This window comes from Altererythrobacter ishigakiensis, from assembly GCF_001663155.1.
Classification (GTDB): domain Bacteria; phylum Pseudomonadota; class Alphaproteobacteria; order Sphingomonadales; family Sphingomonadaceae; genus Erythrobacter; species Erythrobacter ishigakiensis.
On record NZ_CP015963.1, the window covers coordinates 801453 to 820454 of the forward strand.

Here is a 19002-nt window from a genome sequence, read left to right on the forward strand (position 1 = left end):
GAATAGGTTGCACAGGCGTTCGAGTCAAGAAATTGCGCAAGTGGCCCGCCATTGATTAAAGTGGATGCGATGACCGAGCCTGACGGAACATTGACCAAGCCTGATCCCGAGGTTGACTACCGCGACCTGCCGGGCTTCGCAGTCCAAGCCGAAGGCCATGATCTGCGCTTCATGCTTTCCGGGCAAGAGCGGCTGGACGGGCTCATGGCCTTGATTGACGGTGCAGAGACTTCTTTGAAACTGTGCTTCTACATGTTTCAGGCGGACCATTCGGGGACGAAGGTACGCGCAGCATTGATCCGTGCCGCCCAGCGCGGTGTGTCCGTTCATCTGATTATCGATGCCTTTGGCAGTGATGCACCGCAAAGTTTCTTGGAACCGATCATTCGCGCCGGCGGAAAGGTAAGCGTCTTCCAGCCGCGTTGGAATGTGCGTTATCTTATTCGCAATCATCAGAAATTTGTCGTCGCTGATGACGAGAGCGTGATCACCGGTGGTTTCAATGTCTCTGACCATTACTTTGCTACACCCCAGGAGAACGGTTGGTGCGATCTGGGTGTCGGGATCACCGGCAAGGTGGTTGAAAGGTTTGTCGAATGGTTCGTCGAATTGGAAAAGTGGGTCGGTAATGGCGATTCACAATTCTTCGCCATCCGCCGCATGGTCCGCGATTGGAATGAAGGCGGGGATGACGTTCAGCTCCTGCTTGGAGGGCCATCCAAGATTACCAGTGCATGGGCGAGGATAGTCAAGCGGGACCTGGCTCAGGCGGAGCGGCTTGATCTGGTTATGGCGTATTTCTCCCCTCCGCGCAGTATCAGGCGTTTGATCCGCATGGTGTCGCGCAAGGGAAGGGCGCGGCTGATCACCGCAGGCAAGTCAGACAATACCACAACGATAGGGGCTTCGCGCGCGCTGTACGGAGCGCTGCTGGGCGATGATGTTGAGATCTATGAGTTCGACGCCAGCAAGCTGCACATGAAACTGTTGGTGATTGACGATGTGACTTATTTCGGAAGTGCAAATTTTGACTTGCGATCTATCCGTCTCAATCTTGAGTTGATGGTGCGGGTGAAAGATGCGCAGCTTGCCGAGAGGATGCGTGAGGTGGTTACGCATATGACCAAGGGTTCAAATTCGATCACGCGCGAATGGCATCGCAAGCGCGGCGGCTGGATCAATCGGATCCGCTGGAGGATGTCATGGTTTCTGGTCTCCGTGCTTGATTACACGGTGGCGCGCAGGCTCAATCTGGGCCTCTAACCTTCACCCCAATCCGAATAGTCGCGGATATTGGGCGAGGTGAACTTCGTAATCTCGCTTTGGAAATGCAGCGGCACATTACCGGTTGAGCCGTGGCGTTGTTTGGCGACGATTAGCGTCGCTTTGTTTTTGAGCTCAAGGAAGCGCTCTTCCCAGATACGGTACTTCTCGGTGTCTTCCGCCGAGGTGGTTTCGGTTGGCATGTCTGGCCGCGTGTTTTCGTGATAGTAGTCCGCGCGGTAGATGAACCACACCATATCGGCGTCCTGCTCGATCGAGCCCGATTCGCGCAGGTCGGACAATTGCGGGCGCTTGTCCTCGCGCTGTTCAACCGCACGGCTGAGCTGCGACAAAGCGATCACCGGCACGCTCAACTCTTTCGCAAGTGTTTTCAGGCCACGGCTGATTTCCGATATTTCGTTGACACGATTATCGTTGGCGCGGCCAGAGCCCTGCAAAAGTTGAAGATAGTCAACCACGACCAAGCCAATGTCGTGCCGTCGTTTCAGGCGCCGCGCACGTGTACGCAATGCCGCAATCGTCAGCGCTGGCGTATCGTCAATATAGAGCGGAAGGTCAGCCAGCTTCTGACTGGCAAAAGACAGCTTCTGGAATTCCTCGCGGGTCAGTTTACCGCTGCGTAGAGATTCAGAGCTGATCTCTGCCTGCTCTGCCAGAATACGTGTAGCAAGCTGATCGGCGCTCATTTCCAAGCTGAAAAAAGCCACTGGCGCGCCGTAGTTGAACTCGCCACCATCGCGTTGCCAGTTCAGATGCTCTTCCGCGCAGTTGAAGGCGATGTTGGTTGCAAGCGAGGTCTTACCCATACCGGGGCGGCCAGCCAGAATGACCAGGTCCGAGTTGTGCAGACCTGATGTCTTGCGGTCGATTACTTCAAGGCCTGTCGTCTTGCCCGACAGGCCGCCACCTGAATTCATCGCGGCTTGCGCCATCTCAATCGCGGTCAACGCTGCGTCTTTGAAGCTTGAGGCTTCGCTGCCAGTCGCGGCGCCTTCTGCCACGTGATAAAGCCGGGCTTCGGCTTCCGCGACGCGGTCCATCGGGTCCACTTCATCGCTAGTGTCGAGCGCATCTTCGACCAGTCCACGTCCAACGCTGACCAGCTCACGCAGCAGCGCCAGATCGTAGATCTGTTGCGCCAGCTCGCCAGCCGCCAGCAGACCAAGCCCGTCCTGTGTCAGTTCGGCCAGATAAGTCGTGCCGCCCAATTCCTTTAGCGCTTCATCAGATTCGAAATAGGGCTTCAGCGTGACCGGGCTGGCAGTTGCATTGCGCTCCAGCAGCTTCAGGATGCGATCATAGATCCGCCCGTGCAGCGGCTCAAAGAAATGATCCGCGCGCAGCGGGGTGCGTAATTCTTCGATCACGCGATTGTCGATCAGAACCGCGCCCAGAAACGCCGCCTCGGCTTCCAGATTAGATGGCAGGCGGCTCGCGCCCTTTGCGTTGTCGGCTTCGGGCCGCTCGAGGAGATCGCTTGTTGACATGAGCCCTCCTATTGCGCGTCGAAGCGCCTGCAACGCAAGACCCAATAATGGCAAATTTGACGCAGCAGCTTGTGGATAGCGGGGATGGTTGTTCGAAAAGCTTGAAACCTGTGCGCTGCATCTGCGAAGGCGGCTTTGTCATGAATGGCAAAGCAACCGATTCTTCTGTCGATTATCGCATCGCGCATATCGCTCTCGACGAAGAGACGATTATCTGGCGCAATGCCGATATCGAGCAAGAGCGAAGGGTGGCGATTTATGATTTGATTGAAGAGAACAGCTTCAAGCCCGTGCGCAGCGCGGAACGCGGCGCAAATGGGCCCTATCGGCTTAGCTTGTCGGTACAGGATGGCCGACTGTTGCTGGAAATTCGCGACGAGGATGAGCAACTGCTCGAAACGCTGCTCTTGGGTTTGGCCCGATTTCGCCGCCCTATTCGCGAATATTTCGCGATTTGCGACAGCTATTATCAGGCCATCCGCAAAGCCACCCCCAGCGAAATCGAGACCATCGATATGGCGCGGCGCGGCATACATGATCAGGCGGCTGAGCTGCTGCTTGAGCGTTTGCAGGGCAAGGTCGAGACTGATTTTCCAACTGCGCGGCGGCTGTTCACATTGATCTGTGTGCTGCACATCAAGGGCTGATCGGAAACTGTGGCTCGCAAGCGCAAACCGATAAGGCAGCGATGGTGGATGCGGTTGTTCGCCATGGCTCTGCTTGCGGCAGCCGGATCAGCGATCTGGTATTGGTGGGATATTCAGCACTATGCGCCCGATGCCGCAGTTTACCCTGAGCAAGGTATTGCCGTTGACGATCAAAATGGCCGCGTGGGTTTCGACACCGCGCGGGCTCTGGGCGCCAGCTTCGTCTATATAGAAGCTAGTGCCGGGGCCGGGATACAAGCCAGCCAGTTCGGGCAGAATCTGGCGAATGCGCGCCGGGCCGGGTTACTAGCTGGCGCCATCCATCGGTTTGACCCTTGCACCAGAGCTGATGCGCAATCCGCGAATTTCGTGACTATAGTGCCGCGTGAAGAGTCGCTCTTGCCGCCTGCAATCGCGCTCGAATGGACAGCGGATGATTGCGAGACAAAAGTCAGCGATGCTGCGCTGGAAAGCGAGTTGCTGACCTTGATCAATCAGGTCGAGATGCATTCGGGTAGGCCTGCCATCATTCGCATTTCTGAGGAATTCGAAGCGCGCTATGGGTTGGCTGGAACGATTGATCGTGATCTTTGGCTAATACGCGATCGCTTTATTCCGCGTTATGCCGGTCGGCCGTGGCTACTCTGGACAGCCAATGGCGCGCGGCGTAGCGAGATTGCAGAGACACCTGTTGAATGGGTGGTGATACAACCGTGAAGGAGCGCGCGCGATGAGCGAAGACAATAAACGCAACAGCCTGATTGCATGCGCCAAACACGCGATGGAAAACTCCTATTCGCCCTATTCGAAGTTTCGCGTGGGCGCTGCGCTGCGTTTTGCAGATGGAACAGTCGTAACAGGAACCAATATTGAGAACGCGAGCTACGGTCTGACGCTGTGTGCGGAAACGGTCGCCATCGCCAAGGCCATGGATGATGGCCATCGCGGAGGCCTGGAAGAAGTTGCGGTTATCGGCGACACCGAGACGCCAGTCACGCCGTGCGGGCGGTGCAGGCAGGTATTGAACGAAATGGCCGAGTTGGGTGAAACCGATCCCATTGTTTATTGCGCAGGTTCAGATGATGTGGTCGAAACTCGACTATCCGAGCTGCTTCCGCGTGCATTTGGCCCGGCAAGCCTCGCCTGACGATCAGAACAGATCGCCGAGCACCTTGCCCACGCCATCCAGCGGGTTGTCGCGAAACTTGAGCTCTTCGCGGCCCATATAGGCGAATATTCCATCAAGGGCCTGATCGGTAACGCTCTTGTTGATGCTCTCCCGATTGAGTCCTGCATCGCGGATGAAGCTGTGCTGCTCCGCCAGCCCGTCAAATTGCTCATAAACCCCGATCTCGCTGAGGGCCGTGTCGACAAGCGGGCTGACCATGGTGTGCAGTTCATCATTTGCGCTGGATCGCAGATATTTGCTGCCGCCTTCCTTGTCGCGGACGATGCCGGGAACATCACTGAAGGATAGATCATCAATCGCCGCGCGGAATATCGGCTTGGCTTCGCCAGCCGCAGCGCCCGCTGCATCGTTGATCTTGCGGGTAATCCCTTCGAGTATCCCTAGCGTTCTTCCCGCATTGAACAGCGAACCAAGCAGGCCGCCACGCGGGTTGCCCACGATCGGCAATCCGATACGTACATCCTCGTCATTATAGAACGCGCCGGGTTGGGCCAGCTGATCGAGCGCGCTGTCTGACGCTTTACCAAGAATACTGCCTATCCCTAGTCCTTGAGCATAAGCTCTTGCAGGAACCAGTGAGGATGCGGCAACGGCGCTCGCCCCGATCAAGGCCTTCCGCCGGGTGAACAGAAACTGATCTCGCATCGCTAATCTCCCGCTAAACTGGCAGGATAGCACATATTTTCAGAAAGTTGCAGTGAAGCGCGGTATTCAGCGATCAAGCCATTCAAGCAGCGCAGCGAGGCAATCGCGGCCCAGCAATTTGCAGCGCTCTGGGCTCCAGCCTTGTTCGGGCTCAGGCGTGTCGAACAAGTCCTTATAAGGCATCTCCAGCGTCATCGCAGTGGCTTTGTATCGATGCGCGACCTGTGTGGTACACATGCTGAGGTTGGCCTTGCCGGCTGCTGCTTTGGGATAACCCAGCTTGGTTTGAAAATCGGGCGTACGGCGATCCAGGATCGCTTGATAGCTGTTGTATCCTTCCAGATGATCCTCGGTCAGGTCAGGTATGCCCTCATAGCCCGCCAAGAATACCGCCGGAATTGCCTCGTCGCCGTGCACATCCATTGCGAAGTCAACACCAGTCGAATCCATGTGATTGCGGATTGCGAGCACTTCTGGAGAGCTTTGCGCGGTCGGCTCATGCCATTCCCGGTTGAGGTTCACGCCCAGCGCATTGGTGCGCAAGTGACCGCGGCGTGAACCGTCAGGATTGCAGTTTGGCACAATGTGGAACCGGCAGCGCTTGCGCAGCGCCAATGCGACCGGATCGGTTGGATCGGTCAGGCATTCCAGCGCACCTTCCATCCACCATTCGGCCTGCGTTTCGCCCGGATGTTGGCGGGCAGTAAGCCAGACTTCTGTTTCCCCTTCACCCATCGTCAGGCAATCGATAGGCTGGCCATCGTGTGTTGTGCCAAGGCGCAAATATTCGACACCCTCGCAAGCCGCTGCTTCTGACACCAGATCATGATGGCGTTCCATCGAATAGGGCGCGAAGTAAGCAAACCAAGCGAGATTGCTGGCAGGCGTGTATCTGATCGTCAGTGTGCCGTTATCTTCGTCCTTGTCGAAGCTGCTTGCCGCGCGCGCCCAATATTCGCGGTCTTCGGACACGCAAGCATCGTAGCCCGGCCAACCACCGGTGTAAGCGGAATCATTCAAATTGGCGATTTTGAACGTCAGTTCCTCACCTGCCGCGCCTGACACACGAAAGTGAAACCACTGTGCGAACTCGCTCATATTGTCCTTGCGCAGTGCGAGCTTTGCTACCGCGCCGTCTACAGACAGAACTTCGATATTCCCGCTGTCGAACGCAGCGTCGATTGCAATGTGGGTCACTCAGGTACCTTTACTTCGATGGTTTCGCCGTTGTTGCCCGGATATTCGCTGAATAGGGCTTCAGCCAGCACTGCTGCGCTGTGGGCCGGACTGGCAAATTCTGATTTGGGAGAAGCGGTGAATTGTGCGCGGCCTTCCCAGATGGTTTGATTTGTCTCCGCCTTGCGGATCATGACGCGCATTTCATGGCCAACGCGTTCGCGCGAACCTCCACCGCCGAGGTTGATACCGATGCCCAGGCCAACGCCTGAACCATAAGAACCGGTCGAGCCGCCCATACCAACGCTAACCGGACCACGCTTGCCGCCATCTTCGCCAATTCGAAAGCTGTCCGCACTGACCTGTGCGGTATAGGTTGCATCGCTTGCGCCAGCTTCGCTGAATCCAAGTCGCGCCATTTCGCGCGCAACGGCAGCCTTATAGGGTGCCAGCTCAAGCGAGGAGTCTTCGCTTCCCGGAGCATTGGCGACGAAGACAGTGCCTGCCTCGGCTGCGCTGATCGCTGCCACATCGTGAAAGCGAGTGACCTCGACCGGGCTTGGGCCGGGTACAGTCGCACAGCCAGCCAGACCGCCAATGACCGCGAATGTTTTCAAATTGCGAACCCAATGCGCCATAGCGCTCTCCTTTGCGACACGCCCTTAGCGGCACAGCCAGTCTGATGCCAGCTTTGTGCGCCGCCTCTAGGCGTACAATCTGACCGCTGAGTTAATTTTTTAGCACTTTCGCCGCGTATCTTGCTAACGGTGCGGCATGAGTAATGACAACAAGGTTCCTGTCCTGGTCACCGGCGGCGCCGGATATATCGGCAGTCATGCAGTTTTGGCGCTCAAGGATGCTGGCTGGCCAGTCGCGGTGATCGACAATCTTTCGACCGGCTTCCGTTTTGCAGTGCCAGATGATGTGACGCTTTATGAAGGTGATATCGCCGACGCGGATTTGCTCGCGCGCATTTTCGCGGAGCAAGGTACGCAGGCGATCATGCATTTCGCCGGATCGATCATCGTGCCTGAGTCAGTCGAGAACCCGCTCAAATATTATGACAACAACACCGCCAAGAGCCGCACGCTGATCGAGTGCGCGCTTGAGGGCGGTGTTAAGCATATGATCTTTTCGTCCACTGCCACAGTTTACGGCGAGCCTGAGGTTAAACCGCTGACCGAAGATGATCCGCTTCAACCGGTTAATCCGTATGGGATGAGCAAGTTGATGACGGAACGTATTCTGGCCGATGTCAGCAGGGCGCATCCGCTCAACCATTGCGTGCTGCGCTATTTCAACGTGTGCGGGGCTGACCCTGATGGACGCAGCGGGCAATCGACCGAAGGCGCGACGCATCTGATCAAGGTTGCGGTAGAGACCGTGCTGAGCAAGCGCGATCATGTCGCGGTGTTCGGTGATGACTACCCGACGCCCGATGGCACGGGGATCCGCGATTATATCCATGTCAGCGATCTGGCCTCCGCACATGTGCATGCACTCGAGGCGCTGATTGCAGAGCCGGAGCGCTCGCTGACGATGAATGTCGGCTATGGTCGCGGGTTCTCGGTGCTCGAAGTGCTTGATGCAGTCGATCGCGTCACCAACCAGCCGATCGAGCGGCGGCAGATGCCGCGCAGGGCCGGGGATGTTGCTTCGTTGGTTTCCGATCCTTCGCTTGTAAGGGCCACCATTCCATGGGAACCCAGGTTTGATGATCTGGATACCATCATCACCCATGCGCTGCAGTGGGAGCGAAAACTCTCTGAATTCCGCGGTGATGCTTGACCCGAATCTTATCCCGCGCTAACGGGCCGCAACGAATTGGCCGCGTCGGGGGCATCTCCGGCGCGTTTACTTTTGGAAGTTAGAACCATGAAGATCCGCAACAGCCTCAAGTCGCTGAAGAACCGTCACCGCGATTGCCGCGTAATTCGCCGCCGCGGACGGACGTATGTCATCAACAAGACCAACCGTCGCTTCAAGGCTCGTCAGGGCTAATTGCTGCGTTTGGCCGGTCACGATTTGTGACCGCGCAACATCACCGGCCCGCCTCCAGACAGGAGTGCGGGCCGTTGCTGTTTGAGGAGCAAATGAATTGAGCAAGCCGCTAGAAGCAGTCGTGTTCGATGTTGGGCGCGTGATCGTCCAGTGGGACTTGCGGCATCTGTTTGCACAGTTGATCGACGATCCAGCGGAGCTCGATTGGTTCTGTGCCAATGTTGTGACTGAAGAATGGCATTTCGAACACGATGCCGGGCGCCCATTGGCAGAGATGGTCCCAGAGCGAAAAGCGCAATTTCCCGGTCATGCGCATTTGATCGATGCCTATGCCAATCGTTTTCTCGATACGATTCCCGGACCTGTGCCGGGAACTGCTGCGTTGATTCAGCGGCTGGCGAGGCGGGAGGTCCCGCTGTTTGCGATTACTAATTTCGGCGCGGAGTTCTGGCAGCAATTCCGTCCGACGGAGGCTGTGCTTGACCACTTTCGCGACATCGTCGTGTCGGGGGAAGAGAGGTTGGTCAAACCCGATCCGGCGATTTTTCGTTTAGCTGAGCGACGGTTTGGTGTTGAGGCAGGCGCGATGCTGTTCATTGATGACAACCCGGACAATATTGCTGCGGCGCATGCGCTGGGCTGGCAAACGCATCAGTTCTTCGATGCGAAAGCACTGGAGGAAGATCTGGCCGGTCGAGGGCTGATCTAAAGGGCAAATAGAAACCCCCGGCCTTTTGGGGGAGGCCGGGGGCTTGGGGAATGCCGGCTAATGGAGAGGGGCCGGCGGGGGATAGTTAGCTGTTTACTCGCCGTTGCAACGCGCCAGCTTGTCTTCAGCCAGCGATTCGCCTTTGGCGGTAAAGCTTACGACATTGCCGAATTCGCGCTGCAAGCTGCGGCAGATGCGCAAGGGGCGCGAGTTGCCTTTGGCGGCGCGACAGGTCGTGCCTTCGCAGAACCAGGCGACGCCGCCCGCAACGGTGCGACTTTCGCTGGCAGGCGCTGCCAGTTCGGCCACATAGTAGGGACCGCTTTGAGCTGCCAATGCCGGGGCTGGTGCAGTCAATGCGCCAAAGGTTACGCCTGTATAGGCCAGAGCAAGTGCGAGAACGCCGAGACGATTTGCACGGGGGATGGAGAGGGTCATCGTCGCTTCCTTTATTATTGTTCAATTGCTGCGATCAGGTTTCGAATCAAAACCAGTTGCGAATCACTACCTATGTGATTAGGTTTCAGGTTGCAACTAAAAACTGAAATCTTTTTTGCGGGTGATCCAAAAGCGCGCTAGATAGGTTTCGGGAAGAGGACTTATCTATGGGTGAATTGAGAGAACCACTTAGCGAACTGCTCAAATGCGGATTGCCGCAAGCGCTTGAAGTTATGGGTGAACGCTGGTCATTTATGATCTTGCGTGCCAGTTTCAACGGGCTGCATCATTTCGAAGAGTTCCTGAGTGAACTTGGCATTGCCCGCAACATTCTCTCGAATCGACTGGCCAAACTGGTTGAGCACGGAATTCTGAAACGCGAACCGTGCGCTGATGACCGCCGCAAGATCGAGTATCGCTTGACCGAGAAGGGATTTGACCTGCTTCCGGCAATGCTTGCTCTGCGTCAATGGGGCCAAAAGTACGGTGCCGAGTTTGAAGAAAACCCGGTTCTGGTCGATGAGCGTGACCGGATGCCGATCGGCCCGGTGTCGATCTTGGCGCATGACGGACGGATTCTCTCGCATGAGGATCTATGGATGACGATGCGCGAAAATGTCGGCAAACGTCCCGATCATCCCGAATTTATTCCGCTTGAAGCCAGATCTGCTGGTTCGGCAACCGATCTGGTAGAAGCGAGGAAGCGCGCAGCCAGCTGATCGCGCGATCACCACTGCGCCGGGTCAAGCGCCAGTAGCTGTGCCAGTTGGGCGTAGAGCGCTGGCTCCTCACAGCGCATCGCCCGGGGTTTCTCGAAGAAGGTAACGATCGCTTCAGCGAAGAACTCTTGGTGATTGGTCGCTCCATATGGATCGATCAGAGTATGATACCCGTTCTCGACCCTTTCAACATGATCGTGAAAAGCGTCCAGCATTGCCGCTTCCCAGCTGTGATAGGCCTGTCCTTTGCGCAAGATCGGGATGCCGTTGGTGTGGCCTGTCAAACTGTCCAACTGGTGGGCAAACTCGTGGATCACGACGTTTTGGCCGTCGTCTGCATTAAGGCCGCCATGTAGCGCATCGTCCCATGACAAAACGACTGGGCCGTGGGCCCAGCTTTCACCTAACATGCCATGGTTACTTTCATGGACTACAAATCCATCATGGGTTGCGCGCCGGGCCCGGAAAGCTGAGGGGTAGATCAGAACATTTCTCAGCGTATCGTACCAGACAGTGCTGTTGACGATCAGAAGGCAGGCCTGCGCTGCGATAGCAAGCCTCATGTCATCATTCACCTCCAGTCCCCTGTTGCCGCGGAACGTCACCTGATCAAGGAAGAGGTTGATTTTGCCCTCAAGCTTGGGGCGCAATGGCTCAGGTAATCGCGCGACAATTGGCACGAGCCGCTCCAACAACTCGCGTTGCTGGAGGCTCAGCGGTGTCGCCAGAAGTTTCTTCCGCTTCTGCTGCCGCATTCTGTGCCGATACAGGAAAGCCGCGAGCACTAGCAGGGCAACAACAAGAATATGCCATATCGTCATATTCCATAGATAAGAAGAGCCCCCACCATTTGCCATGTCGCGCCGATGATGCTGCGTTGCCGCATATATCTTGACTCATCGTGACCCTTCGCCTACCCGCGCGCTCTGAATTTCGGTCGCCCGCATTTCGGCGGCTTTTTTTGATGGCGTACTATGCAAGCGCCGGATTTGATTTCGAGGACGATATGAAGCGGACTTTTCAGCCTAGCAATCTCGTGCGTGCCCGCCGTCACGGCTTTTTCGCACGCAAGGCAACTACCGGTGGCCGCAAGGTCCTGCGCGCACGCCGCAAGCGTGGCCGCAAGAACCTTTGTGCGTAAGTCGCACGGCTGAGCCACAATCCATCGCGGTGATGCGTCGCCGCGCTGATTTTCTTTCTGCGAACCGGGGTCTGCGCGTAGCACGCCCCGGTTTCGTGCTTTTGGCGCAGCCCAATGGCGGCAAGGGCAAACGTTATGGTATCACGGTGACCAAGAAGGTTGGCAATGCTGTGGTCCGTAACCGGATCAAACGTCGATTTCGTGAATTGCTGCGTTTTGCTTTGCCTGACAAGGGACTGCCCGATCATGATCATGTGCTGATCGCTAGAGATGGCGCAATTGAGCGCGATTTCGCGAAAATGGCGGCCGAACTGGATGATGCTTTGACGCGGGCTGCTGAGGGTAAGGGCGATCCGCCGCGCCGCAGGCCGCGCAAAGGGAATCGAGGTCGCAAATGAAGCATATTTTCATCTTGATGGCTCGCCTATGGCAATGGGGACCAAGCCGCATTTTGCCACCAACGTGTCGTTATGCGCCGTCTTGCAGCGAATATGCAATCGAGGCATTGAACAAGCATGGTGCGATCAAGGGTGGATGGCTGGCGACAAAGCGGCTAATGCGCTGCCACCCGTGGGGCGGGCATGGGTATGATCCGGTACCCTAGCGCGCCGCACTGTAATACCTATATAAGACACTCTTGAGTTTCAGACGCACGGACTTTCATCTTGGACAATCAGCGTAATCTACTGCTCGCCGTAGCACTCTCGGGCCTGCTCATCCTCGGTTGGGACATGGGCATGCGGTACTTTTATCCGCAAGCCTCGCTGACCGGGCAAGCCGAAGAAGTTGTCACCGCAGGCGAGACGCCTCCAACTGCGACAGCTACGGCGCCCGGGGTCATTGATGCTGATTCATCGCCCGCCGCTCCGATTGACCTGGCCACGGCTCTCGCTGCCCCGGAACGCGTGCGCATCGATGCCCCCCGCGTCGAAGGATCGATCAATCTGGTAGGTGCAAAGATAGACGATATCGAGCTGAAGGATCACCGCGCTACTGTAGATGAAGAAAGCGGCCCGGTTCAGCTGTTCGCACCGCAAGGCACCGATGGACAGTATTTCGCGCAGTTTGGCTGGGTCGGCCAAGGTGTTGCACTGCCGACGGCAAACACACTGTGGCAGGCATCCGGGGATACTTTGACTACGGGTGCGCCCGTCACTCTGACGCATGACAACGGGGAAGGGCAGACCTTCACGATCACGCTGTCGATTGATGACAATTACATGATCACCGCTGAGCAGACTGTGACGAACAATGGCGCCGGCCCTATCGTGGTCCGTCCATTTGGTTTGCTCAATCGGACATCAGCAACCGCTAGTGCGAGCACGTTCATTGCACATGCCGGCCCGATGGGCGGATTTGGCGATACGATCGAGTACGGCCCTGACTATGCGGATCTCATCGACGATGGTGCACATACTCCTGAAGGAGGGGCGCCGGACTGGCTTGGATTCTCCGACATCTATTGGCTTGGGGCTTTGATCCCCGGTGCCAGCGGAGAAGCCACTGCCGGCTTCCGCTCTCTGGGCGAGAACATTTTCCGTGCTGATCTGATCTACGCGCCGGTCACGGTACCCGCTGGGGAAAGTGTTACGAGCTCGTCAATGCTATTCGCGGGCGCCAAGGAAAGCGCGCTGCTCGATACATATCGCGATGATTTGGGTATCCAGAATTTTGGTAAGGCGATCGATTGGGGCTGGTTCGAATGGTTCGTGAAACCGATGGTCTGGTTGCTTCGCACTCTGTATGATTTTCTTGGCAACTTCGGTTTGGCGATCATCGGTCTGACCATACTGATCCGCGGTCTGCTGTTCCCGATTGCGCAGAAACAATTCGCCAGCATGGCGGCAATGAAGGCGGTCCAGCCCAAGATGAAGGCGATCCAGGAACGCTACAAGGACGACAAGCAGAAGCAGCAGCAAGAGATCATGAAGCTGTATAAGGATGAGGGGGTAAACCCCCTTGCCGGATGTTTGCCTTTACTCATTCAGATTCCGATCTTCTTTGCGCTATACAAGGCGCTGATTCTGGCCATCGAAATGCGTCACAAGCCGTTCGTATTGTGGATCGAAGATTTGTCCGCGCCCGATCCTGCCAAGATTCTGAACCTTTTCGGCTTGCTGCCCTTTGACCCGCCGGGCTTTCTGGGCATCGGCGTTCTCGCAGTTCTGCTGGGCATAACGATGTGGGCAACTTTCAAGTTGAATCCTTCAGCGATGGACCCGGTGCAGCAGCAGATCTTCAACTTCATGCCTTGGATCCTGATGTTCGTGATGGCGCCGTTTGCCGCTGGCCTGTTGCTCTACTGGGTCACCTCAAACATCCTGACGCTGGCACAACAAAGTTATCTCTATTCGAAGCATCCGCAATTGCGTGCACAGGCAGAGAAAGACAAAGCCGATCAGGATCGCGCGAACTCTCTCAGAGGCAAGTAGTCCGTGACGCCTGAGCAGCAGAAGGAGCAGGAATACCGCGAACGGGCAGCGTCAAAGCTGTTTTCCGGTCGCGTAGACTTTCTGCTGTCTGCCCCGCAGCTCAAGTTCCTGCCTGACCCGACCGTGCCGGAGATCGCCTTTTGCGGACGTTCAAACGTTGGCAAAAGCTCGCTTCTGAACGCGTTGACGGGGCGTAAGGCAATCGCGCGTGCATCAGTTACGCCGGGTCGAACACAAGAATTGAACTTCTTTGAAGTTGGGGAGCCCACACTTTTCCGGCTGGTCGACATGCCCGGCTATGGCTTTGCCAAGGCCCCGCCCAAAGTGGTTGAGAAATGGAAGCGGCTCGTGCGCGATTACCTGCGCGGGCGGCAAGTGCTTCAGCGCAACCTTGTGCTGGTCGATAGCCGCCATGGCCTGAAAGATGTCGATCGCGATATGATGAAAATGCTCGATGAGGCAGCAGTTGGCTATCGCGTGGTTCTGACGAAGGCGGACAAGGTCAAAAAATCAGAGCTCGACAAGACAGTCGAGAAAGTGGCTGCCGAAGCGAAGAAGCACGTCGCGGCCTATCCTGAAATCCACGTCACCAGCAGCGAGAAGGGGATGGGAATCGCCGCGCTTCGGGCTGCGGTGATTGAAGACGCACTGGGCGCCGATTGGGCCAACAGCTAGGTCGCGAACAACATAGCATCATCCGCAAAGGCTTTAAACTCCAGCGCGTTGCCTGCTGGATCACGAAAGAACATCGTCGCTTGTTCGCCCGACTGACCCTTGAAGCGGATCGTTGGCTCAATCACAAACTCGGTTCCCGCCGCGCGCAAACGATCCGCCAGCGCCTGCCAGTCCTCCATGGTCAGAACGATCCCGAAATGAGGCACGGGTACACCATGTCCGTCGACGTGATTGCTGGCTCGGTCGCCCGAGCCGCCGGGCGCGAGATGTGTCACGATCTGATGCCCGTAAAAGTCGAAATCGATCCACTCATCTGAAGCTCGTCCCTCTGCACACCCCATTACTCCACCGTAGAACGCGCGGGTTGAGGCAAGGTCATCGACCGGGAAAGCAAGATGAAACGGGCGAAGTGACACGGCTGAGCGCTCCTTTTTACGGTGTCGGACCCGTTCAGGCTCGACAGCGATTAAATGAATTCCTAGGGCGGAATAACATGGAAACGCAAGGTGGAGCTTTCTTCGATGAAGCTGATTATCGGCAATAAGAACTATTCGAGCTGGTCGCTGCGAGGCTGGCTCGCTGCCAAACAATCCGGCTTGCATTTCGAAGAGATCATCGTGCCGATGTTCGGCGAGGAGTGGCAGCATAAGCGCCAAAGCGAAGACAGTGGCATGATGCCATCACATGGCCGCGTTCCAATCCTGTGGGATGGCGACAATGTCGTCTGGGACAGCTTGGCGATTCTCGAGTATCTCAGCGACAAGGTTGGCCGTGATCGGTTCTGGCCCAAGGACGAAAGCGCGCGCGGGATGGCGCGCGCCATGGTGGCAGAGATGCACAGCTCCTTTCCCTCGTTGCGGCGCGAGTTACCAATGAACGTGCGCCGTCGTATTCAGTTGGAATCGGTCACCGAAGATACCAAGCAAGATGTTGTTCGGGTCCTGCAATTATGGGCGGAGGCGCGCTCTCGCCACGGGAACGGCGGCCCGTTCCTGTTCGGTACCTATGGCGCAGCGGATATTTTCTATGCGCCGGTCGTTTCTCGCTTCATAACCTATGGCATCGCCGTGCCAGGGTTCGCGCAAGCATATATGGAAGCGATCTGGGAACATGAGTGGACGCAGGAATGGATTGCCGCTTCGGAGAACGAAGAATGGGTGATCGAGCAATACGAGACAGTCGGCGCATGAAGCAGCGCGCAATCGGTCGATGGGTAGCAGCGCTGGCTCTGTTGTTGGCCCCTGTACAGGCCGGTGCATGGGGGTTCTACGCGCATGGTGTGACGGCTGACATCGCCTACGCGAATGTCAGCCTGCAAACGCGTGCAAAGATCACCGAACTCTTACGGCAGGAAGCGATGCTGGGCACGCCTGAATGCCGAATTCGCAACATTGCTGAGGCTTCGGTCTGGCCAGATTGTGTTAGGCGTACGTTCTGGCGTTGGGGCTACACTGCTGCGTGGCATTATCGCACAACGCCAATTTGTGAGGCTTATAATCCGCGTGCCAATTGTTCTGGGGGCAACTGTGTGACCGCGCAGATTGAGCGAAGCCACCGGATCCTCGCCGATGAAAGCCTGCCCGCCCATGTTCGCTTGGAAGCGCTCGCATTCATGGTTCACTTCGCAGGCGACATTCACATGCCGCTGCATTCCGGAGATAAGGATGATCGCGGCGGCAATGATCGTGTTACCGACTACGGAATTGTGCCGGACCGCAACTTGCATTCGATCTGGGATGGCCCACTGGCAGAACGCGCCATCACTACCGGGCCAGACAAGGTTTTGCGGCGTTACTCGGCTGAGGAACGCACCGCGCTAGGCGGGGGAACGCCAGCGGACTGGGGGCGCGAAAGCTGGCAGATTTCCCGCGATATCGTCTACCCTAATGCATTCGATGTGGATGACCCCTGTGCGAGCGATTTGCCCGGGGAAACCGCGCTGACACAAAAAGACATTGTCGAAGCTGTGCCTGTCGCGCGCCGCCGCGTGCAGCAAGCGGGTATCCGGATCGCGGAACTACTTGAAAGTGCCTTTGCACCAGGACCATTGCCTGTCGAGGATCGCCAATGAGTGCCGCGCTGGAGAATGCAAAACGATTGATTGCGGCTGAAAGCGTTACGCCCGCGACAGGCGAGGTTTTCGATGTGCTTGAGGCGCAACTCACTCCCCTTGGCTTTGAGGTTCAGCGCTTCACGTGCGGAGAGGGCGATGAGGGGTCAGACGACGCCCCGGTCGAGAACCTCTTCGCAATTCGGACTGGACCTGAAGGATCGAAGCACTTCTCCTTTGCGGGGCATCTGGACGTAGTGCCGCCTGGTGAAGGCTGGAGCAGCGCACCGTTCGATCCAGAAATTCGGGGTGATCTGCTTCACGGGCGCGGCGCGGTAGATATGAAGGGAGCGATCGCCGCGATGGTGGCCGCCGTTGCCGATGTACCTGCAGAAACGGGTACGATCAGCTTCATCATTACGGGCGACGAGGAAGGCCCTGCACTGCATGGCACGCGCGCCTTGATCGATTACATGAACGCTGAAGGCATCCAGCCTGAGCTGTGCCTGGTGGGAGAGCCCACCAGCGTCAACAGATTGGGCGACATGATGAAGATCGGGCGGCGCGGCTCAGTCAACATCTGGCTGGAAGTTGACGGCACGCAAGGCCACGTTGCCTATCCGCACTTGGCGGACAATCCGTTGCCGCGCATGGTTTCGATGCTGTCAGAGCTCAACAATCTGCATTTGGATGATGGCACAGACTGGTTTCAACCGAGCAATCTTGAAATAACCGAGATCGATATTCCTAACCGCGCGCATAATGTCATTCCGGCCAAGGCCAAGGCGCGCGTTTCGATCCGCTTCAATGATCAGCACTCGGGTGCATCGCTGGCCAAGCAGGTTATTGAAATTGCAGAGAAGCACGGCGGGACTGCCAAGCCTGTCATCTCCGGTGAGCCATTTCTCACGCCGCCTGGGGAGTTTTCGCAGATCATCTCCGATGCGGTCGAGGCCGAGACAGGTTTGAAGCCGGAGGCTTCGACAACCGGTGGCACATCCGATGCGCGTTTCCTGCGCGCGGTTTGCCCGGTCATCGAATTCGGTCTTTGCAACGCCACGATGCACAAGCGCGATGAAGCGGTTGCAGTGGCAGACTTGGACACGCTAAGCCGCATTTACGCACGCATCGCGCAAGCCGCGCTGGCATAAAACACAACGAGAGGGGCGCTCATGAAAGCCTGGTTTGCAATTCCACTCTGGCAGCGCGTGATTGGCGCGTTGATCCTCGGCATCCTGACCGGCTGGTTCTGGGGGGCGGGCGCAGAAAGCATCAAGTTCATCGGCGATATCTTTGTCGCCTTTATCAAGATGCTGGTGGTTCCGTTGATCTTCTTCAGCCTGGTCGCAGGCGTTGCCAGTATTGGCGATTTGCGCAAGCTGGGCAGTGTCGGCTGGCGCGCGTTGCTGCTGTTCGTGGTCAGCGGGCAGATCGCGGTTTGGCTGGGGCTGGGCCTTGGCACTTTCGTGATGCCCGGCGCAGGGGTGGATACCTCTGCCATTGAGATGGGAGCGGTGCCCGCTCCCAACGAGACGACGTGGCGTGAAATGCTTTTGGGCATGGTCCCGCAAAGCCCGGTACAGGTCATGGCAGACGTTAATGTGCTGCCGTTGATCATATTCTCGCTATTGCTTGGCATCGGCATTTTAATGGCGAAGGAAGATGGCGCACCGGTTCAGCGTATCTTCGATTCCGGCGCGGTCATCATGCAGAAAGTCACGATGATTGTTATGGAACTCACGCCATTCGGTGTCTTCGCCTTGATGGCGTGGGTGGCAGGAACGCTGGGGCTCGACGCGCTCGGTGCGCTCGGCAAGCTGGTGTTCCTGAACTATCTCGGTTGCTTGCTGATAATCGGCATCATCTATGGGGGGATGATCAAATTCATCGCCAAGCTGCCTGTCATCGACTTCTTCCGCGGGATTATCGATGCAATTGCCGTCAGCTATTCGACCGCCAGCTCCAACGCGACGCTGCCCGTGACGCTGCGCTGCGCGGAGCGCAATCTTGGGATCAGCAACTCCGTTGCCAGTTTCGTGATCTCGCTGGGCGCGACGATCAACATGAACGGCACGGCGATGTATCTGGGCCTAGCGACACTGTTTGGAGCGCAGATTTTCGGTGTCGACTTGAGCTGGGGGGATTACTTCCTGATCTCTATCCTTGGCACGCTCGGCGCCATCGGGGCGGCAGGTATTCCAGGCGCAGGCCTAATCATGATGGCGCTGGTATTCGGCGCTGTGGGCGTACCGTTGGAAACCATCGCATTCGTGGCGGGTGTAGACCGTATCATGGACATGATGCGCACGACCACCAATGTCAGCGGTGACGCAGCGGTGGCAACAACCGTAGCCAGCCTGACGAATGAGATCGACCGTGCCGAAATGATCAGCGCGGATGACGTCTAGC

The 19002-nt window shown here is 57.1% G+C and carries 24 protein-coding genes; 17 read left to right on the forward strand and 7 right to left on the reverse strand.

Annotated elements, in window-relative coordinates:
* Positions 1-69 precede the first annotated feature (69 nt).
* Positions 70-1263 carry a phospholipase D-like domain-containing protein gene (locus A6F69_RS03850; protein WP_067597589.1) on the forward strand — a complete coding sequence of 398 codons (1194 nt, stop codon included), beginning with the start codon at positions 70-72 and terminating at the stop codon, positions 1261-1263.
* Here the strand turns inward: A6F69_RS03850 and A6F69_RS03855 are convergent.
* Positions 1260-2771, reverse strand: coding sequence for a replicative DNA helicase (locus tag A6F69_RS03855; RefSeq protein WP_067597592.1), 1512 nt, complete (start codon positions 2769-2771; stop codon positions 1260-1262). The two genes, A6F69_RS03850 and A6F69_RS03855, sit on opposite strands and share 4 nt — an antisense overlap.
* 140 nt (positions 2772-2911) lie before the next feature.
* On the opposite strand from A6F69_RS03855, the gene A6F69_RS03860 reads away from it, so the two are divergent.
* The 3 genes from A6F69_RS03860 to A6F69_RS03870 are packed head-to-tail and all read left to right on the forward strand — an operon-like array spanning position 2912 to position 4565.
* Positions 2912-3418, forward strand: a complete 507-nt coding sequence (locus A6F69_RS03860) for a UPF0262 family protein (RefSeq protein WP_067602406.1) — start codon at positions 2912-2914, stop codon at positions 3416-3418.
* Between the two features lie 48 nt (positions 3419-3466).
* Positions 3467-4135, forward strand: a complete 669-nt coding sequence (locus tag A6F69_RS03865; RefSeq protein ID WP_144573716.1) for a glycoside hydrolase family 25 protein — start codon at positions 3467-3469, stop codon at positions 4133-4135.
* Between the two features lie 13 nt (positions 4136-4148).
* A complete protein-coding gene (locus tag A6F69_RS03870; RefSeq protein WP_067597598.1) occupies positions 4149-4565 on the forward strand; it encodes a cytidine deaminase in 417 nt (138 codons plus the stop codon).
* A gap of 3 nt (positions 4566-4568) precedes the next feature.
* On the opposite strand, the gene A6F69_RS03875 is transcribed toward A6F69_RS03870, so the two are convergent.
* From A6F69_RS03875 to A6F69_RS03885, 3 genes are all read right to left on the reverse strand, one after another.
* Positions 4569-5252 carry a DUF4197 family protein gene (locus A6F69_RS03875; RefSeq protein ID WP_067597601.1) on the reverse strand — a complete coding sequence of 228 codons (684 nt, stop codon included), beginning with the start codon at positions 5250-5252 and terminating at the stop codon, positions 4569-4571.
* A gap of 66 nt (positions 5253-5318) precedes the next feature.
* Positions 5319-6449 carry a M14 family metallopeptidase gene (locus A6F69_RS03880; RefSeq protein ID WP_067597604.1) on the reverse strand — a complete coding sequence of 377 codons (1131 nt, stop codon included), beginning with the start codon at positions 6447-6449 and terminating at the stop codon, positions 5319-5321.
* Positions 6446-7066 (reverse strand): DUF4136 domain-containing protein, encoded by a 621-nt coding sequence (locus tag A6F69_RS03885; RefSeq protein WP_067597614.1) that lies wholly within the window; start codon positions 7064-7066, stop codon positions 6446-6448. The genes A6F69_RS03880 and A6F69_RS03885 overlap by 4 nt, the downstream gene beginning before the upstream one ends.
* A 136-nt stretch (positions 7067-7202) precedes the next feature.
* Between A6F69_RS03885 and galE the strand changes: the two genes are divergently transcribed.
* From galE to A6F69_RS03900, 3 genes are all read left to right on the forward strand, one after another.
* The gene (gene galE / locus A6F69_RS03890; RefSeq protein WP_067597617.1) at positions 7203-8216 is read left to right on the forward strand and encodes a UDP-glucose 4-epimerase GalE; all 1014 of its coding nucleotides are present in this window, start codon (positions 7203-7205) and stop codon (positions 8214-8216) included.
* An 87-nt stretch (positions 8217-8303) separates the two neighbouring features.
* Positions 8304-8429: a type B 50S ribosomal protein L36 gene (gene ykgO, locus A6F69_RS03895; protein ID WP_007165381.1), complete on the forward strand. Its 126-nt coding sequence runs from the start codon at positions 8304-8306 to the stop codon at positions 8427-8429.
* 97 nt (positions 8430-8526) lie between these two features.
* Positions 8527-9138 (forward strand): HAD family hydrolase, encoded by a 612-nt coding sequence (locus A6F69_RS03900; RefSeq protein ID WP_067597620.1) that lies wholly within the window; start codon positions 8527-8529, stop codon positions 9136-9138.
* 93 nt (positions 9139-9231) lie between these two features.
* Here the strand turns inward: A6F69_RS03900 and A6F69_RS03905 are convergent, their stop codons facing one another.
* On the reverse strand, positions 9232-9576 hold the full coding sequence (locus A6F69_RS03905; RefSeq protein WP_067597623.1) for a DUF8200 family protein: 345 nt from the start codon (positions 9574-9576) through the stop codon (positions 9232-9234).
* A 167-nt stretch (positions 9577-9743) separates the two neighbouring features.
* Between A6F69_RS03905 and A6F69_RS03910 the strand changes: the two genes are divergently transcribed.
* Positions 9744-10295 (forward strand): winged helix-turn-helix transcriptional regulator, encoded by a 552-nt coding sequence (locus A6F69_RS03910; RefSeq protein WP_067597626.1) that lies wholly within the window; start codon positions 9744-9746, stop codon positions 10293-10295.
* Positions 10296-10303: 8 nt separating this feature from the next.
* Here the strand turns inward: A6F69_RS03910 and A6F69_RS03915 are convergent, their stop codons facing one another.
* The gene (locus tag A6F69_RS03915) at positions 10304-11050 is read right to left on the reverse strand and encodes a M90 family metallopeptidase (protein ID WP_245638281.1); all 747 of its coding nucleotides are present in this window, start codon (positions 11048-11050) and stop codon (positions 10304-10306) included.
* 251 nt (positions 11051-11301) lie between these two features.
* Here A6F69_RS03915 and rpmH point away from each other — a divergent pair, with 251 nt between their 5' ends.
* From rpmH to yihA, 5 genes are all read left to right on the forward strand, one after another.
* On the forward strand, positions 11302-11436 hold the full coding sequence (rpmH, locus tag A6F69_RS03920; protein ID WP_067602413.1) for a 50S ribosomal protein L34: 135 nt from the start codon (positions 11302-11304) through the stop codon (positions 11434-11436).
* A 32-nt stretch (positions 11437-11468) separates the two neighbouring features.
* The gene (gene rnpA / locus A6F69_RS03925; protein ID WP_067597630.1) at positions 11469-11834 is read left to right on the forward strand and encodes a ribonuclease P protein component; all 366 of its coding nucleotides are present in this window, start codon (positions 11469-11471) and stop codon (positions 11832-11834) included.
* Entirely contained in the window at positions 11831-12040 is a 210-nt protein-coding gene (yidD, locus tag A6F69_RS12915) for a membrane protein insertion efficiency factor YidD (RefSeq protein ID WP_083984668.1), read from the forward strand. Before rnpA ends, yidD begins: the two co-directional genes overlap by 4 nt.
* A gap of 61 nt (positions 12041-12101) precedes the next feature.
* Complete coding sequence (yidC, locus tag A6F69_RS03930) at positions 12102-13868, forward strand: membrane protein insertase YidC (protein ID WP_067597633.1); 1767 nt, start codon at positions 12102-12104, stop codon at positions 13866-13868.
* A 3-nt stretch (positions 13869-13871) separates the two neighbouring features.
* Positions 13872-14543 carry a ribosome biogenesis GTP-binding protein YihA/YsxC gene (gene yihA / locus A6F69_RS03935; RefSeq protein WP_067597635.1) on the forward strand — a complete coding sequence of 224 codons (672 nt, stop codon included), beginning with the start codon at positions 13872-13874 and terminating at the stop codon, positions 14541-14543.
* On the opposite strand, the gene A6F69_RS03940 is transcribed toward yihA, so the two are convergent.
* Positions 14540-14959, reverse strand: coding sequence for a VOC family protein (locus tag A6F69_RS03940; RefSeq protein ID WP_067597638.1), 420 nt, complete (start codon positions 14957-14959; stop codon positions 14540-14542). The two genes, yihA and A6F69_RS03940, sit on opposite strands and share 4 nt — an antisense overlap.
* A 105-nt stretch (positions 14960-15064) precedes the next feature.
* Between A6F69_RS03940 and A6F69_RS03945 the strand changes: the two genes are divergently transcribed.
* From A6F69_RS03945 to A6F69_RS03960, 4 genes are read left to right on the forward strand one after another with little or no spacing between them, the layout of a single operon-like run.
* Entirely contained in the window at positions 15065-15733 is a 669-nt protein-coding gene (locus tag A6F69_RS03945) for a glutathione S-transferase family protein (protein WP_067597640.1), read from the forward strand.
* Positions 15730-16614, forward strand: coding sequence for a S1/P1 nuclease (locus tag A6F69_RS03950; RefSeq protein ID WP_067597644.1), 885 nt, complete (start codon positions 15730-15732; stop codon positions 16612-16614). Before A6F69_RS03945 ends, A6F69_RS03950 begins: the two co-directional genes overlap by 4 nt.
* Positions 16611-17744, forward strand: a complete 1134-nt coding sequence (gene dapE / locus A6F69_RS03955) for a succinyl-diaminopimelate desuccinylase (RefSeq protein ID WP_067597647.1) — start codon at positions 16611-16613, stop codon at positions 17742-17744. Before A6F69_RS03950 ends, dapE begins: the two co-directional genes overlap by 4 nt.
* 21 nt (positions 17745-17765) lie before the next feature.
* Positions 17766-19001, forward strand: coding sequence for a dicarboxylate/amino acid:cation symporter (locus A6F69_RS03960; protein WP_067597650.1), 1236 nt, complete (start codon positions 17766-17768; stop codon positions 18999-19001).
* Position 19002: the final 1 nt, after the last annotated feature.

Excerpts from the sequence above, each read along its gene's own strand:
- A6F69_RS03850 (WP_067597589.1), top strand. The coding sequence starts at position 70 with ATGACCGAGCCTGACGGAACATTGACCAAGCCTGATCCCGAGGTTGAC.
- A6F69_RS03855 (WP_067597592.1), bottom strand. The coding sequence starts at position 2,771 with ATGTCAACAAGCGATCTCCTCGAGCGGCCCGAAGCCGACAACGCAAAG.
- A6F69_RS03860 (WP_067602406.1), top strand. The coding sequence starts at position 2,912 with ATGAATGGCAAAGCAACCGATTCTTCTGTCGATTATCGCATCGCGCAT.
- A6F69_RS03865 (WP_144573716.1), top strand. The coding sequence starts at position 3,467 with ATGCGGTTGTTCGCCATGGCTCTGCTTGCGGCAGCCGGATCAGCGATC.
- A6F69_RS03870 (WP_067597598.1), top strand. The coding sequence starts at position 4,149 with ATGAGCGAAGACAATAAACGCAACAGCCTGATTGCATGCGCCAAACAC.
- A6F69_RS03875 (WP_067597601.1), bottom strand. The coding sequence starts at position 5,252 with ATGCGAGATCAGTTTCTGTTCACCCGGCGGAAGGCCTTGATCGGGGCG.
- A6F69_RS03885 (WP_067597614.1), bottom strand. The coding sequence starts at position 7,066 with ATGGCGCATTGGGTTCGCAATTTGAAAACATTCGCGGTCATTGGCGGT.
- galE (WP_067597617.1), top strand. The coding sequence starts at position 7,203 with ATGAGTAATGACAACAAGGTTCCTGTCCTGGTCACCGGCGGCGCCGGA.
- ykgO (WP_007165381.1), top strand. The coding sequence starts at position 8,304 with ATGAAGATCCGCAACAGCCTCAAGTCGCTGAAGAACCGTCACCGCGAT.
- A6F69_RS03905 (WP_067597623.1), bottom strand. The coding sequence starts at position 9,576 with ATGACCCTCTCCATCCCCCGTGCAAATCGTCTCGGCGTTCTCGCACTT.
- A6F69_RS03910 (WP_067597626.1), top strand. The coding sequence starts at position 9,744 with ATGGGTGAATTGAGAGAACCACTTAGCGAACTGCTCAAATGCGGATTG.
- A6F69_RS03915 (WP_245638281.1), bottom strand. The coding sequence starts at position 11,050 with ATGCGGCAGCAGAAGCGGAAGAAACTTCTGGCGACACCGCTGAGCCTC.
- rpmH (WP_067602413.1), top strand. The coding sequence starts at position 11,302 with ATGAAGCGGACTTTTCAGCCTAGCAATCTCGTGCGTGCCCGCCGTCAC.
- rnpA (WP_067597630.1), top strand. The coding sequence starts at position 11,469 with ATGCGTCGCCGCGCTGATTTTCTTTCTGCGAACCGGGGTCTGCGCGTA.
- yidD (WP_083984668.1), top strand. The coding sequence starts at position 11,831 with ATGAAGCATATTTTCATCTTGATGGCTCGCCTATGGCAATGGGGACCA.
- A6F69_RS03945 (WP_067597640.1), top strand. The coding sequence starts at position 15,065 with ATGAAGCTGATTATCGGCAATAAGAACTATTCGAGCTGGTCGCTGCGA.
- A6F69_RS03950 (WP_067597644.1), top strand. The coding sequence starts at position 15,730 with ATGAAGCAGCGCGCAATCGGTCGATGGGTAGCAGCGCTGGCTCTGTTG.
- dapE (WP_067597647.1), top strand. The coding sequence starts at position 16,611 with ATGAGTGCCGCGCTGGAGAATGCAAAACGATTGATTGCGGCTGAAAGC.
- A6F69_RS03960 (WP_067597650.1), top strand. The coding sequence starts at position 17,766 with ATGAAAGCCTGGTTTGCAATTCCACTCTGGCAGCGCGTGATTGGCGCG.